The 14,557-nt window shown below is 63.0% G+C and carries 13 protein-coding genes; 9 read left to right on the forward strand and 4 right to left on the reverse strand.

The window, feature by feature from the left end; translation table 11 throughout:
• The first annotated feature begins 3 nt into the window (after positions 1 to 3).
• Genes NVV77_RS02445 through NVV77_RS02455 form a run of 3 tightly spaced genes read left to right on the forward strand, consistent with a single transcriptional unit; the run spans position 4 to position 3,300 of the window.
• Positions 4 to 873: a branched-chain amino acid ABC transporter permease gene (locus tag NVV77_RS02445; RefSeq protein ID WP_295410370.1), complete on the forward strand. Its 870-nt coding sequence runs from the start codon at positions 4 to 6 to the stop codon at positions 871 to 873.
• Positions 860 to 2,575 (forward strand): ATP-binding cassette domain-containing protein, encoded by a 1,716-nt coding sequence (locus tag NVV77_RS02450; RefSeq protein WP_295410372.1) that lies wholly within the window; start codon positions 860 to 862, stop codon positions 2,573 to 2,575. The genes NVV77_RS02445 and NVV77_RS02450 overlap by 14 nt, the downstream gene beginning before the upstream one ends.
• Complete coding sequence (locus NVV77_RS02455) at positions 2,572 to 3,300, forward strand: ABC transporter ATP-binding protein (protein WP_295410374.1); 729 nt, start codon at positions 2,572 to 2,574, stop codon at positions 3,298 to 3,300. The genes NVV77_RS02450 and NVV77_RS02455 overlap by 4 nt, the downstream gene beginning before the upstream one ends.
• Positions 3,301 to 3,372: 72 nt before the next feature.
• On the opposite strand, the gene NVV77_RS02460 is transcribed toward NVV77_RS02455, so the two are convergent.
• The 4 genes from NVV77_RS02460 to NVV77_RS02475 are packed head-to-tail and all read right to left on the reverse strand — an operon-like array spanning position 3,373 to position 7,418.
• Positions 3,373 to 4,722, reverse strand: coding sequence for an aminotransferase class III-fold pyridoxal phosphate-dependent enzyme (locus NVV77_RS02460; RefSeq protein ID WP_295410376.1), 1,350 nt, complete (start codon positions 4,720 to 4,722; stop codon positions 3,373 to 3,375).
• A 10-nt stretch (positions 4,723 to 4,732) separates the two neighbouring features.
• Positions 4,733 to 5,398 (reverse strand): HAD-IA family hydrolase, encoded by a 666-nt coding sequence (locus tag NVV77_RS02465; protein WP_295410379.1) that lies wholly within the window; start codon positions 5,396 to 5,398, stop codon positions 4,733 to 4,735.
• Positions 5,395 to 6,651, reverse strand: a complete 1,257-nt coding sequence (locus NVV77_RS02470) for a Tm-1-like ATP-binding domain-containing protein (protein ID WP_295410381.1) — start codon at positions 6,649 to 6,651, stop codon at positions 5,395 to 5,397. Before NVV77_RS02470 ends, NVV77_RS02465 begins: the two co-directional genes overlap by 4 nt.
• Positions 6,648 to 7,418, reverse strand: a complete 771-nt coding sequence (locus NVV77_RS02475; RefSeq protein WP_295410383.1) for an IclR family transcriptional regulator — start codon at positions 7,416 to 7,418, stop codon at positions 6,648 to 6,650. The genes NVV77_RS02470 and NVV77_RS02475 overlap by 4 nt, the downstream gene beginning before the upstream one ends.
• A 182-nt stretch (positions 7,419 to 7,600) precedes the next feature.
• Here NVV77_RS02475 and NVV77_RS02480 point away from each other — a divergent pair, with 182 nt between their 5' ends.
• From NVV77_RS02480 to NVV77_RS02505, 6 genes are all read left to right on the forward strand, one after another.
• On the forward strand, positions 7,601 to 9,085 hold the full coding sequence (locus tag NVV77_RS02480) for an aldehyde dehydrogenase (RefSeq protein ID WP_295410385.1): 1,485 nt from the start codon (positions 7,601 to 7,603) through the stop codon (positions 9,083 to 9,085).
• Positions 9,082 to 10,467, forward strand: a complete 1,386-nt coding sequence (locus tag NVV77_RS02485) for a transaminase (protein ID WP_295410388.1) — start codon at positions 9,082 to 9,084, stop codon at positions 10,465 to 10,467. The genes NVV77_RS02480 and NVV77_RS02485 overlap by 4 nt, the downstream gene beginning before the upstream one ends.
• On the forward strand, positions 10,467 to 11,261 hold the full coding sequence (locus NVV77_RS02490) for an SDR family oxidoreductase (protein ID WP_295410390.1): 795 nt from the start codon (positions 10,467 to 10,469) through the stop codon (positions 11,259 to 11,261). Before NVV77_RS02485 ends, NVV77_RS02490 begins: the two co-directional genes overlap by 1 nt.
• Positions 11,258 to 12,031, forward strand: coding sequence for an SDR family NAD(P)-dependent oxidoreductase (locus tag NVV77_RS02495; protein WP_295410392.1), 774 nt, complete (start codon positions 11,258 to 11,260; stop codon positions 12,029 to 12,031). Before NVV77_RS02490 ends, NVV77_RS02495 begins: the two co-directional genes overlap by 4 nt.
• A gap of 62 nt (positions 12,032 to 12,093) precedes the next feature.
• The gene (locus NVV77_RS02500) at positions 12,094 to 13,047 is read left to right on the forward strand and encodes a helix-turn-helix domain-containing protein (protein WP_295410393.1); all 954 of its coding nucleotides are present in this window, start codon (positions 12,094 to 12,096) and stop codon (positions 13,045 to 13,047) included.
• Between the two features lie 101 nt (positions 13,048 to 13,148).
• The gene (locus NVV77_RS02505; protein WP_295410395.1) at positions 13,149 to 14,555 is read left to right on the forward strand and encodes an aldehyde dehydrogenase family protein; all 1,407 of its coding nucleotides are present in this window, start codon (positions 13,149 to 13,151) and stop codon (positions 14,553 to 14,555) included.
• The last annotated feature ends 2 nt before the right edge of the window (positions 14,556 to 14,557 follow it).

A 14,557-nucleotide genomic window follows, 5' to 3' on the forward strand; every position in this document is an offset into this window, starting at 1 on the left:
CCGATGAACTCGCTCCTGACTCCCGCCGTGGCCGGCCTGTCGGCTGGCGGCGCTTATGCCATCCTCGGCGTCTGCGCCATCTTCACCTACCGGCTCGTTGCCGTGGTGAACTTCACCGGCGCTGCAATTGGTGCTGCCGGCACCTTCGTCATGGTCGCCCTGACCGAACACGGCATGCCGCTCTTTCCTGCCGTCATCATCGGCATTCTGGCCGGCGCGCTTGTCGGCGTGATGATCGGAGGCGTGATGACCAAGTGGTTTTCCGGCGCCTCCGCCACCACCAAGGCGGCCGTGACCGCGGCGCTGTTGGTCGGCATTATTGCGCTCGGCCTGCGCCTCACCGGCGGACAGCGTCCGCATCTCTTCCCCGATCTCGTTTCCGGCTCGGCCTTCCGCTTCGCCGGCGTCGAGGTGACCTGGGGCTCGCTGCTGACGGTGACGCTGGCCGTGGGCCTGACCATTGCCTCGGACCTGTTTTTGGCGCGGACCCGGACGGGCCTCCAGATGCGGGCGCTCTCCGAACGCCCCATGGCCGCCGAGCTGATCGGCATTCGCGTGCGCGTCCTTGCGCTCGCCGTCTGGGGCATCATGGGGGCGGTCACCGCCTTTGCCATGATGATCATCGCCCCGCTGCGTTCGCCCGATTTCATGTCGCTGAGCCTGCTGGTCGTGCCGGCGCTGGCCGCCGCGCTGATCGGCGCCTTCCGCTCGTTCCGCGCCGCGCTTCTGGGTGGCGTGCTGATCGGCATTGTCGAAGGCATGGTTTCGGCACTCGAATTCGGGGCGCGCTTCCGCGGCGTGGTGCCCTTCCTCGTCATCCTGATCGTTCTTTTGTGGTCGCAACGTGGAGCCCGCTGGGATGCCGCACGCTAGCACTCGGGCGGCCCTTTCGACCGCTATCTCGATAGCCGTTGTCGCCGCACTGATCTATTTCCTCCTGCCCAAATACTGGGTCTATATCATCACGCCGGTCTTCATCGTCGGCGTTACGCTGCAAAGCCTCGGACTCGTGACCGGCCGCACCGGCATGATCTCGCTGGCGCAGATGTCCTTTGCCGGCGTCGGCGCCTGGGTCACCGGCTATCTCAACGTCGCCCAGTTTCCCGGCGGTCTCATCGTCTGGATGATTATCGGGGGTCTCGCCGCCGTTCCAGTCGGCATTGCCATCGGCCTGCCAGCGCTACGCCTGCGCGGCATCAACCTCGCTATCGTCACGCTGGGCTTTGCCGCAGCCTTTGACTCGGTGCTGGGGACCATCACCTATCCGGGCCAGACCGCTTTCATCAAAGTGGCGCAGCCGGCCTGGTTCAAGGGCGACTATGGCTATTTCACCCTCGTGGTGCTGGTCTATATCACCATCGCCGTGGCGCTCGAATATATCAGCCGCTCGCGCCTCGGCGCCTCCTGGCTGGCCGTGCGCCATTCGGAACGCGCCGCCGCCGCGCTCGGGGTTTCGGTGCCCAAGGCCAAGCTCTCTGCCTTTGCGCTTTCCGCCTTCATTGCCGGTGTTTCAGGGGGCCTTCTCGCCGGTTATCTTGGCACGCTGGTCGCCGACAATTTCAACATGATGCAGTCCCTGGCGCTCTTTGCCGTGGCAACCATGGCCGGTGCGCATCTGACCCAGGGCGCCATTATCGGCGGCGTGCTGATCACGCTCTTCCCCGAACTGCTGCGCCGGCTCAACCTGCCGCAGGACGTGGGCAGCGTATTCTTTGCCCTTGGCGCGGTGCAGGCACTGTCCACCGGGGAAACCATCGGAGAAACCTGGGCCCGGCTCTTCCGCAAGGTGGTGCCGCGGCGCAAGGGGGCTGACCTGACTGGCGCGGCCAAGGGGCTTGCTCCGGCAACCAAGCACGCCACGGGCATTGCCCTTGAGGTGAAGGACGTTACGGTCCGCTATGGCAATGTGGTGGCGCTTGATGACGTCAATCTCACTGTGCCGGCCGGCAAGGTCGTTGGCCTAATCGGACCCAATGGGGCGGGCAAATCGACCATGGTCGATGCGATCACCGGCTTCTTCCCCTCCTATAAGGGCTCGGTGCTGCTGAACGGCACCGCGCTAGAGGGCAAGTCAGCGACAGCACGGGCCCTCTTGGGCATTCGTCGCACGTGGCAGACGACGCGGATCGCGGCGGAACTGACGGTGGGCGAATATATCCGGCTCGCGGCCGGTCCCATCAGCCATACCGAGTTGACGGCCGTGCTCGACTGGATCGGTTGCCCCGGACCCGACACGCCGATTGCCTCGGTCGATGCCGGTACGCGCCGGCTGCTCGATGTCGCCGGTGTGGTGGCGGCGCGTCCGCCGGTGATCCTGCTCGACGAGCCCGCTGCCGGCCAATCCTATGCCGAAGCGATCCGGCTCGGCGCGCGCATCGCCGAAATCCCGGAAAAATTCGGCTCGGCCGTGCTGCTGATCGAACATGACATGGATCTGGTGCGCCGCGCCTGCTCGAGCATAGCCGTGTTCGATTTCGGCCGCGTCATCGCCTCGGGACCGCCGCAACTGGTGCTGGCCCTGCCTGTCGTCCAAAAAGCCTATATGGGCATCGAGCCGGAAGGAGCGGTGGCATGAGCGCGCTCGCTATCGAAAACCTCGTCGTCAATCGCACCGGCATTCCGGTGGTGCGGGGCGTCAATCTCATCGCCAAGGCCGGCGAGATCAGTGTGTTGCTCGGCTCGAATGGCGCCGGAAAGACCACGCTGCTCGAGGGGATTTCGGGGGTCATTCCGGCCAGCGGGCGCATTGCGCTCGATGGCGCCGATCTCACCCGCAGCCTTGCCGGCCACCGCGCCCGCGCCGGGCTCAGCCATGTCGAACAGGGGCGCACGGTGTTCGGCGAAATGACCACCGAGGAAAACCTGCGCGTGGCGCTGCATCCCAGCGCCAGCCTCGACCAGGCCTATGCGCTCTTTCCTGAACTGGTGCAGCGGCGCACGGTGCTGGCCGGCATGCTTTCGGGCGGCGAGCAGCAGATGCTGGTCATTGCCCGCTCGCTTGTAGGCCTGCCCAAAGTGGTGCTGATCGATGAAATGTCGGCAGGGCTCGCTCCGGTCGTTGTCGGACGGTTGATGAGTGCGGTGCGCAAACTGGCCGATAGCGGCGTGGCCGTGGTGCTGGTGGAGCAGTTTGCCGCGCTAGCCCTCGCCATCGGCAATCGCGCCTATGTGCTTCGGCGCGGGCAGATGGTGTTTGAAGGTGGCTGCGCGGAACTGGCCAAGGACCCGGCCCGGTTGCACCACCTCTATCTCGGCGATGCCGGGGAGACGGGCGCCGAGGAAACAAGGCAGCACGCCTAAAAGCCCAAAAAACAAAACCCTGTGGACGCCGGGGACAAAAGAAACGGGAGGGGTTGGCCCTCCCGTTTTGCTTCAGAGGCTTGCGAGAGCCGTATTGAGGGCGGCGATGATGGTGCCGACTTCGTCCGATGTCAGGATTAGCGGCGGGGAGAGGATGATATTGGAACCCGAAATGCGGATCATCACGCCCTCTTCATAGGCCGCCTCGGCAATCCGGGTCATGACCTTCTTGTCGGCCGATTTCTTGCTCGCGCGGTCGGAGACGAGTTCGATAGCGGCCATCAGGCCCTGCGAACGCACGTCGCCAATCGCCTCGTGGCGGGCGAGCAAGTCCTGCAGCCCTGCCGCAAGTTCGACGCCACGACGCTGGGCATTGTCGGCAAGGCCGAGGCGCTGCGTCTCGGCGAGGGCCGCAAGGCCGGCAGCGCAGCCTACGGGGTGGCCGGAATAGGTATAGCCATGACCGATGGCGCCAAAGCTGGTTTTGTCGGTCTCGAAGGCGTCGGCCATTTTCTGGCCGATCAGCGTGGCGCCGAGCGGGAAATAGCCCGAGGTAATGGCCTTAGCGATGCACATCATATCCGGCTTTACGCCCCAGAGGCGCGAGCCCGACCAGGCGCCGGTGCGCCCGAAGCCGGTCACCACTTCATCGGCGATGAGCAGGATGTCGTGCTTGTCGCAAATGGCGCGGACCGCCGGCATAAAAGTTTCGTGCGGGACAATGACGCCCCCTGCCCCCAGAACCGGCTCCATGATGAAGGCGGCAATGGTATCGGCGCCCTGGAAGGCGATTTCGTCTTCGATGGCGGCGATGACGAGCTGGGTCAGCTTGGCCGGATCGGTTTCGTTGAAGGGATTGCGATAGGTCCAGGGAGCCGGCGCGTGGAAGAAGCCCGGCATCAGGGGCTCGTAGTTGCGGCGGAAATTGGCATTGCCATTGGCCGAGGCGCCGCCGAAATGGGTGCCGTGATAGCCCTTTTTCAGCGCCAGGAATTTGGTGCGGTCGGCCTGGCCACGGATCTTCCAATATTGCCGGGCAAGACGCAGCGCGGTTTCAACCGAATCCGACCCCCCCGAGGTGAAGAACGCGCGCACCATGCCTTCGGGAGCGAAGAACTGGCTCAGTTCATAGGCCAGTTCGATGGAGGGCGCGGTGGAGGTGCCGCGAAAACCCGAATAGTAGGGCAAGGCGTCGAGCTGACTGGCAATCGCTGCTTTGATTGGGGCCGAGCTATAGCCGAGATTGACGTTCCAGAGCCCGCCAACCGCATCGAGCAGTTCCCGCCCGTGAATATCGGTGACGCGCGTACCCGTGCCACCGGTGATGATCTTGGGCGGGTTGGCATGCATATCGGCCGGATGGGCCATGGGATGCCAGATCGCGCGTGCGTTCTGCTCGATCAGGAAATTGTCGTCGCGCATGAAAATGCCCTCATTTGATTGCGAGGCCGAAATAGGCCAGCGCCTCGCCATAGGATTGGGATGGATTGGTGACGTCGAAATGCACGGTCTTCATGCCGACGCGGCGCGCGCCATCGACATTGCGCATCTGATCGTCGACGAAAACGCAGGCTTCGGCCGGCAGGCCGAGCGCGTCGGTGACAAAGCCATAGGCGCGCGGATCGGGTTTGAGGATGCCGGTATAGGTGGCATCAACCACCAGCTCGAAATGTTTGAGGAGCGGCAACTTGCTACGGAAATCGGCGCCGTAGAACAGGTCCAGCTCATTGGAGAGAATGGCGAGGCGATAGCCGGCCGCGTGTACCGCCTTGATGGCGCGGCGGGCTTCGGGGCGGATCACCGCATCGGGATCGGCACCACGGGCGCGGATAACGAAGGTCTGCATGTCCTTCCAATCCTCGCCGACCAGCTGGCCGACCTCATGGGTGCGGCGGTGCCAATAGTCGCGCTCGGAAATCTCGTCGCGCTGCATGCTCTGCCAGAGCGGATCGGAACTGGTATCGAACGGCCCGCGCCAGGCGAGCGTGCCAGGAGAAAGACCGAGGCTCGTTTCGGTCAGATCATGGGTTTCAAACAGCGTCTTGGAAATGACGCCGCCGAAATCGAGAACAAGAGCCTTGGTGCCGAACGCGCTCATGCTGCGACCTCATTGGGCTGGCCGGCGGGGACGATCCCTTCGGCAATCCAGCGGTCGAGAATTTCGAGCGCCTTTTCGACAAAGAGCGGGCTGTTGATATGGGCGTCGATGACGTGGAGGCTGGCCGGTCCCACGATGGATGCTTTCATTTCATCGACAAAGGCGGCGAGCGCCTCTGGATCGTGGAAAGGCTCGCCTTCCTGATCCCATTGTTCAATGCCGGCCGAGGGCAGGATGACCGCCACGGGAGCCTTGGCCATGGACAGTTTCGCCCCGATCTTGCGGGCGACGGCGCGCCGCACCTCGGCATCGGCGGTGACCATGCCGATGAGGCGATTGTGGGCATAATAGGTGCGATCCCTAAGATGGGCCGGAGGCGGCTGCCAGGCGGGCATGTCGATCATGTCGATGGCGCCGGGGGCGACGATCTGCGGAATGCCGGCGAGCCCGGCATTTTCGAGCCGATCAGGCCCGGAATTGACCACCGAGCCATTGTGAAAATTGGCCAGTTCCTGAAGGGAAAAATCCATGACGGCGGCAAAGCCGTTCTGGGCGGCGATGGCTTCGAGCGCCCGCCCGCCCATGCCCGTGGTGTGAAAGACCACCAGCTCATAGCCGCGCTTTTCGAGCGCTGGCTTGAGATCGACCATGTAGTTGAGGCAGGCTTTTCCCAGCGAACTCATGCCGATGACGGGCCGCGTGCGCACGGGCGCGACGACGGCGCGGGCTGCGCCCACCACGGCACCAGCGGCCTGCGAGAGCACGGCCTTGCACACGCTGTTGAGCCCATAAAGCCCGCCTGCCCAGAGGATCATCATCAGGTCGGTCGCAATGCGGTCGGGCGGTAGCAGGTGGGAATAGGCAATAGTCGAAACCACGAATTTGGGCACACCCAGCGGCAGAGCCAGAGCGACGTCGAGCGCCAGATCAGTGCCCATGGTGCCGCCAAGGGCAATAAAGCCGTCGATGCGGCCTTCGGCATGCAGGTTTTTTGTGAGCTTGGCCGCCCCTTCGGCCATCAGCGTCATGGCTGAAAGTTCATCGCCTCCGGCTGTTGCGGCGGCAATGGAGGTGTCGGCGGCGGCAAGCACGGCGTGCTTGTCGAAATCAGGGCGATAGGGCGGATCGCCCAAAATGCTCACATCCATGGCGATGGGCTCGCCACCGGCTTCTTTTATGCAATCGGCGATAAAGCGCAGTTCTTCGGCCTTGGTATCACCCGTACCGATGACGAGAATTCTGGGACGGCTCATCGTGTCCTGTCTTTGGTGTTGGTGGCGCGGCCATTGAGGCGGGCCGAAATTTTGCCGGCGGCGAGCATGACGGCGCGGCCATGGCGTTCGGCCGTATCGCCGCTGGCGCGGACCGCCGGGGAGGCGACGGCCAGAGCGCCAATCGGCAGACCCTCGCCATCGAGAATGGCGGCGCCGACGCTGAACACGCCCTGCGCCCGGCCCTGATCGCTGATCGAATAGCCACGCTGGCGGATTTCGCCGAGATGCTGGCGCAGAATATCGGGCTCGGTCAGCGTAAAGGGCGTGTGCCGCTCCAGCGAGCGCGTCAAATAGGTCTCCACATAATCGGGCCGGGCCGCTGCGAGATAGGCAAGGCCCGAGGCCGTAGCATGGAGCGGAAAGCGGTCGCCGACCGACACCGAGACGCGGTTGGCCTGCGGCGATTCCTCAACATAGGTAGAGGTGAGATAATCGGTGTCGAATTCGGAAAGATGCGCGGTTTCGCCCGTTTCTTCGGCGAGGGCCACGACGAAGGACCGCGCGCTTTCAAGGAATGGAAAATGCGCCTCGCGGATTCGGGCAAAGCGCACCAGAGCCGGTCCCAGGCGATAGAGCCGTGTCGTCTCGTTCTGCTCGATCATGCCGTGGCTGGCGAGCGAGAGCAGCAGGCGGCGGGTGGTCGCCTTGTCAAAGCCGGTGAGGCGCGCCAGTTCGGTCAGCCCCAATTGCGGGCGATGCACATCGAAGGCTTCCAGCAGGGTGACGGCTTTGCCAACTGTACTCATTTGCGGTCCTTCAAAACGTGCCATGCAAGCCGCGAGACTGCACCCAAAACCGGGAATTTGGCACGCTTGATTATTTAACGTGTGAAATATATTGACACCCCATGAGGAAGTTTGCAAGGCTCATGTTGAAATTGAGGTTCAACTAATGAACCCACGCCGAAGCAGTTTTCACGGAGGACGACATGCTCGATCAGGCAGGTATCGACAGGCTCGCCAGCGTGCCCATTGCGCCGCAACAGCACCTGATCAACGGCGTCCGCGTGAGCGCGGAACAGCGTCTCGACGTGGTCAGCCCGATCAATGGCAAGGTCATCACGTCAATTGCCGATGCCAGCGCCGGGGATGTGGATCGGGCCGTCGCCGCGGCGCGGGCGGCCTATGACAAGGGCACATGGTCGCGCTCGGCGCCGGCCTTTCGCAAGAAGGTGCTGCACCGGCTGGCCGATCTCATTGAAGAGCATGCGCTGGAACTGGCCGTGCTCGGCGTGCGCGACAATGGCACCGAGATCAGCATGGCCTACAAAGCCGAACCACTCTCGGCAGCGGGCAGCTTCCGCTACTATGCCGAAGCCATCGACAAGATTTACGACCAGATCGCCCCGACAGCGCCTGATGTGCTGGCGCTGATCCATCGCGAGCCATTGGGCGTTGTGGGCGCCATCGTGCCCTGGAATTTTCCGCTGATGATCGGAGCCTGGAAGATCGCTCCGGCGCTGGCTTCGGGTAATTGCGTGGTGCTCAAACCCGCCGAGATCGCCTCGCTGAGCCTGTTGCGGCTGGGCGAACTGGCGCTGGAAGCAGGTGTGCCACCGGGCGTTTTCAATGTGGTCACCGGGCGCGGCGCCAGTGCCGGCAAGGCGCTGGGCCTCCATATGGATGTCGATGCGCTCGCCTTTACCGGCTCGGGTCCGGTGGGCCGGAAACTGCTGGAATATTCGGCCCAATCGAACATCAAGCGGGTGTTTCTCGAGCTGGGCGGCAAGTCGCCCAATGTGGTCTTTGACGATGTCGCCGACATCGACGAGGCGGTGAAGGTGAGCGCGGCGGGGATTTTCCGCAATTCGGGTCAGGTTTGTGTCGCCGGCTCGCGCCTCATCGTGCAGGAGGGCATTTATGATGCCTTCATGGAAAGGCTCGTGGCAGCGACAGGCAAGATGAAGGTCGGCAATCCGCTTGATCTTGCAAGCGACATCGGGGCTGTCGCCAGCGCCGAACAATTGCAAAAGGACCTCGGCTTTGTCGAAACCGCCCGGGCCGAAGGCGGCACGGTGCTTACGGGCGGCGCGCGGGTGAATGTCGAAAGCGGCGGCTTCTATATGGCGCCAACCATTGTCGCCGATGTTACGCCCGAAATGGCTCTCTCCCGCGAAGAAGTCTTTGGCCCCGTATTGGCCGTGACCCGATTCAAGACGGCGGAAGAAGCGGTGCGCATTGCCAATTCCACCGTCTATGGCCTGGCCTCGGCGGTCTGGACCTCAAGCCTGACGACGGCGCACACCATGGTTCGCGCCATCAATGCCGGCATTGTGCACGTCAACACCTATGGCGGCTCCGACATGACCGTACCGCTGGGCGGGTTTAAGCAATCCGGCTTCGGGCGCGACAAGTCCTTGCATGCCCTCGACAAATATACCGACCTCAAGACCGCCTGGATCGATCTCAAATGAGCATTGCCGCTTCCAACACGACCAGCATTGACGCCCTGATCGACATCGAGCAGCAGCGCTTTGCCGATGACCATCCTCGCTCGCGAGCGCTGTGGGAGGAAGGCAAGGAACACTTTCTCTATGGCGGTCCCTCGCACTGGATGCGGCGCTGGGCCGGCGGTTTTCCGGTTTATGTCGAGAGTGCCCGCGGGGCGCGTCTCACCGATGTCGATGGCAAGGCCTATGTCGATTTCTGCCTCGGCGATACCGGCGGCATGTGCGGCCATGCGCCCGAGGCGGTCACCGCTGCGGCTGTGGCTCAGCTACAGCGCGGCACCACGACCATGCTGCCGACCGAGGATAGTCTCTGGGTCGGCAAGGAACTCGCACACCGCTTTGGCCTGCCCTATTGGACCCTGACCACTTCGGCCACCGACGCCAATCGCGGCGCCATCCGCTTTGCCCGCATGGTCACCGGCCGCGACAAGGTGCTGGTCTTTTCCGGCTGCTATCATGGCGGGGTCGAAGAGGCCCATGTCGAGATCCGCGACGGCAAGGTGGGCCTGCGCAACATGATCCATCCCAATGGTGTCGATCATGCAAAAGTCTCGAAAGTGGTCGAATTCAACGATGCCGAGGGGTTGAAGGCGGCGCTGGCGGACCGCGACGTCGCGGTCGTGCTGATGGAACCGCTGATGACCAATTTCGGCATGATCCCGGTCGCCGAGGGTTTTCATGATCTCGTGCGGGAAGAGACGCGCAAAACTGGCACGTTGCTCATTATCGACGAGACCCACACCATATCGAGCGGCCCCGGCGGCTATACGCGCAGCTATGGCCTTGAGCCTGACTTCTTCGTTGCCGGCAAGGCCATTGCCGGCGGCATTCCGGCCGGCATATTCGGGGTTTCGCAGGAAACCGCCGAGCGCATCTGGCAGGCCGTGCCCTATGTCAATCCGCGCCAGCGCCAATCGGCGCATCTGGGCATTGGCGGCACGCTGGCCGGCAATGCGCTGACCATTGCCACCTTGCGGGCCGTGCTCGAGTCCATTCTCACCGAGGGCAATTTCGAGGTGATGATCGCCAATGCGCAGCGCCTGGCCGAAGGCGCGCGCGGCATTATCGCCAAATACAACCTGCCCTGGCATGTCACCCAGATCGGCGCGCGGGCCGAAATCATGTTCACGCCCACGCCACCACGCAATGGCGCCGATGTCATCGCCACGCGACGCGGCGATCTCGAAACGCTGCTGCATGCCTTTTACATGAACGAGGGCATTTTGGTGACCCCGTTCCACACCATGTTCCTGATGTGTCCGGCAACAACAGCGGAAGATGTCGACCACCACACGCACGTGTTCGAGAAATTCGTGCAGCACGTTACTGCTGCGGGCGTGCTGTGATGGCTTTTTCGCTGGCGGGCAAGGTGGCTCTGGTCACAGGCGGCGGACGCGGCATTGGCGCGGCCATCGCCACGCGCTTTGCCGAGGCCGGCGCGAAAGTGATTGTCGCGAACCGGACGGTGGAACATGCCGAGAACCTGGCGGATGCGCTAAGCGCGCGCGGGCTCGACGTGGCCCCCCTGCCCCTGCCCGGCACCAGTCGCGGGGAACTGACCCGGCTTGTCGATGGCATCGCCGAACAGTATGGGCGGCTCGACATTCTGGTCCACAATGCCGGCGGCTGCCCCTGGGCCAGCCTTGAAGAGCTTGACGAAGAAAAACTCGATGCCGCGCTCGACATCAATCTCAAGGCGACGTTCTGGCTGGTGCAAGCCGCCGTTCCGCACATGAAGCGGCAGAAGCATGGGCGCATTCTTGTGACGTCGTCGGTTTCGGCGCGCGTGGCCATGGGCGGTGGCGCGCATTATTCGGCCGCCAAGGCCGGCGTAAATGCCTTTATCAGGGGTGCAGCACTGGAGCTGGCACGCACCGGGATTACCGTCAATGGCGTCGAGCCCGGTTTCATCGCGAAGCCCGGCCGAGGCAAAATGGGAACGCCGGAGATGATGGCCAAGCTCGGGGCGGCCATCCCCATGGGGCATATGGGTGAGCCCGACGACATCGCCTATGCCATGTTGTTCCTCGCCAGTGATGAGGCCAAATACATGACGGGCCAGACCATTGTGGTCGATGGCGGCTCGACCCTTCCCGAAACCGGTTTTGCCGTGGAAGCGCTCTTTGGAGACCAGCAATGAGTGGTCGTTTGCATGGCAAGACCGCCATGATCGTCGGCGCTGCCACCGGCATGGGCCGCGCCACCGCCGAACGCTTTGCGGCCGAAGGCGCCGGTCTCGTGTTGTTCGGGCTTGGGGGCGCAATGCTCGACGAGGTTGCGCGCGCCACCAATGGACGAGCCATGCATGGGGACGTCACAGCGCGAGCCGAAGTCGAAGCGGCTATGGCGGCCTGCACGGACAGGCTCGACATCGTGGTCAATGCCGCCGGCATCATTCTCACTGATGACCCCGAAACAGTAACTGATGAAGGCTGGGAACGCACCTTTGCCGTTAACACGACCGGCGCCATGAATGTGTGTCGCGCGGCGTTGCCACAGCTCCGGCAGCGGGGTGGCGCAATCGTCAATATCGCTTCGGTTGCGGCCTTCAATAGCGGCCCCGGCATGGCGAGCTATGCCGCGAGCAAGGCAGCGCTGGTTGCCTATACCCGTTCCATCGCCAATGCCTATGGGGCCGATTGCGTGCGGGCCAATGTACTGGCGCCCGGCTGGGTGAGAACGCCGATGAGCGAAATGGAAATGGACGAACTGGCGCGCCGCAATGGTACGAGCCGCGAGGAAGAATTCGAACTGGTACGCCAGCGCATCGGCCTCAAGCGCATCGCCGACGCTTCCGAAATCGCCGCCTGCTGCCTGTTTCTGGCCAGCGATGAGGCTTCGTTCGTCACGGGGGCCGTCCTGCTCGCCGATGGCGGCGGGCGCGCTCCGGTGAGCAATCGGGCGGTGTAGGACTTGACCCCAGAGATCAGGCGCTATTGTCTGATCCCATCCAACGGCTGTGGGAGGCGGAGTTGGAACTGTTGCACAATCAGAGCCTTGTCCGGCAGAACTGGACCGCGACGCCCTATGAGCAATGGGCGGACGATCTCCATTCGATCTGCGGCCATTTCAACCCGGTGACCGTTGCCCGTGGCGACAAGGTTTTCGGGGCCGCGCGCGGCATCGATGTGGGCGGCATGAGCTTTGCCCATGTCTCCAACAATCTCGACCGCGTGCATCGCTCGATGGAAGACATCCGACGCGACAGCAATGAACACCTATTCCTCATTGTCCAGATCGAGGGGTGGTGCGGTGTGGAGCATTTTGGGCGACAGAACCGGCTGGAAGTCGGCGATTGCATTCTGGTGGATTCCACCAAGCCCACAACCTTCCATTTCGAGGGGCAGTTTTCCAACCACCTCTCCATGCACCTGCCCCGCCAGGGGATGTATTCCGATGTGCGGATCGACTTCGATATCGCGCGAAAGCTCAGCTCTGGCGACCCCATGGCGATCATGCTGTGCGCCCTGATCGCCAAGATCATGTCCGCGCCCGCCTCCAGCGCCGGCTCGCCGCATTTGCGCGAACTGATCTTCAATGCCACACGCCAAGCCTTCATTTCCGAAGGCGAGCCGGAGCCGGTAGGCGTCAATGACGGCGCGACCAAGCGGCTCGAAATCGTCGATGTACTGATCGACCGGCACCTGACCGAAAGCGATCTCGGCGCAAAATGGCTGGCGACACAGGTGGGCGTGTCGATCAGGACGCTGCAGGAGGATTTTCAGGGGCTCGGGGTGACCTGCACCACCGTCATCCGCGACAAGCGACTTCGCCTTGCACGGGAAAAGATCGAGCAGATCCGTAGCGGCCAATCCAACCTGACCATTGCCGAGGTGGCCTATTCCACCGGCTTTAACGACATCTCCTATTTCAACCGCAGTTTTAAGGAGATGTTTGAATGCGCCCCGCGGGACCTGCTGCGCTGAGGCGCTACCGCGCTTTTGTCCAAATCGCGCCGCGCCCGTTTCCAAGACGGGGCCAATTCACCGTCCCATAGTGCTCCCAAAAATCGGGGGAGAAACCGGACATGAATTCTTACAATCTCTTCATTGGCGGTCGGTCTGTGCCGACAGCCGAGCATGCCGAGGTCAAAAACCCGTCGACGGGAGCAGTCGTCGGCCTGATGCCGCTGGCGAGCAAGAAGCAGCTTGATGAGGCCGTTGCCGCCGCGCGTGAAGCCTTCAAGAGCTGGAGCAAGACCGATGACGCGGAGCGGCAGCGTGCCTGCCACGCCATTGCCGATCTGATCCAGGCCAATTCCGAAGACATCGCGCAGCTTCTTACCCGCGAACAGGGCAAACCGCTCAACGGCCTGGGCTCGCGCTTTGAAATGGGCGGCGCCTATGCCTGGACGCGCGCCACCGCCGATCTCGTCCTGCCCGTTGAAGTCTTGCAGGACAGCGAGGAAGGAAGGGTGGAGCTGCACCGCAAGCCTATTGGTGTGGTCGGCTCGATCACGCCGTGGAACTGGCCGGTGATGATCGCCTGCTGGCACATCATCCCGGCGGTGCGGGCGGGCAATACCGTTGTCATAAAACCATCGCCTTTAACGCCGCTTTCCACCATCCGGCTGGTCGAACTGATCAGCCAGGCCTTGCCGCCCGGCGTCGTCAATGTGGTCACCGGCGAGAACAGTATTGGGGCGGCGCTCTCGGCCCATCCAGATATCGCCAAGATGACCTTTACCGGCTCGACCGAGACCGGCAAGAAGATCATGTCTTCGGCCGTTGCGACGCTGAAACGCCTGACGCTTGAGCTGGGCGGCAATGATGCCGGTATCGTGCTGCCCGATGCCGATCCCAAGGCGATTGCCGAGGGGCTGTTCTGGGGCGCCTTCATCAATAATGGCCAGACCTGCGCGGCCCTGAAACGCCTTTATGTCCATGACAGCATCTATGACTCGGTCTGCGAGGCGCTGGTTGATTTTGCCCGCACCGTGCCGGTGGGCGATGGGCAGGATGAAGCCAATCTGCTGGGCCCCGTGCAGAACGAAATGCAGTTCAACAAGGTGCGCGACATGGTGGAGGACGCCAGGGCCAAGGGCGGGCGCGTTCTTCTCGGTGGCACGCCGAGCAATGGGCCGGGCTATTTCTATCCTATTACGCTCGTTGCCGATGTCGATCATGGCGTGTGGCTCGTGGACGACGAGCAGTTTGGTCCGGTGCTGCCGATCATCCGCTATAGCGATATTGACGAGGTCGTTGCTCGCGCCAATGCCAATCCGGCGGGGCTCGGCGGCTCGATCTGGTCGGCGGATGCGGCCAAGGCCAAGCGCTATGCCACCCAGCTTGAATGTGGCTCGGTCTGGATCAACAAGCACGGCGCCATCCAGCCCAACGCGCCCTTTGGCGGGGTCAAGCAATCCGGCTTCGGGGTGGAATTCGGTGCCGATGGCCTGAAGGAATTCACCATTCCCCAGACGGTGCTGAGCTGACC

Source organism: Devosia sp. (genome assembly GCF_024707125.1).
Lineage (GTDB): Bacteria > Pseudomonadota > Alphaproteobacteria > Rhizobiales > Devosiaceae > Devosia.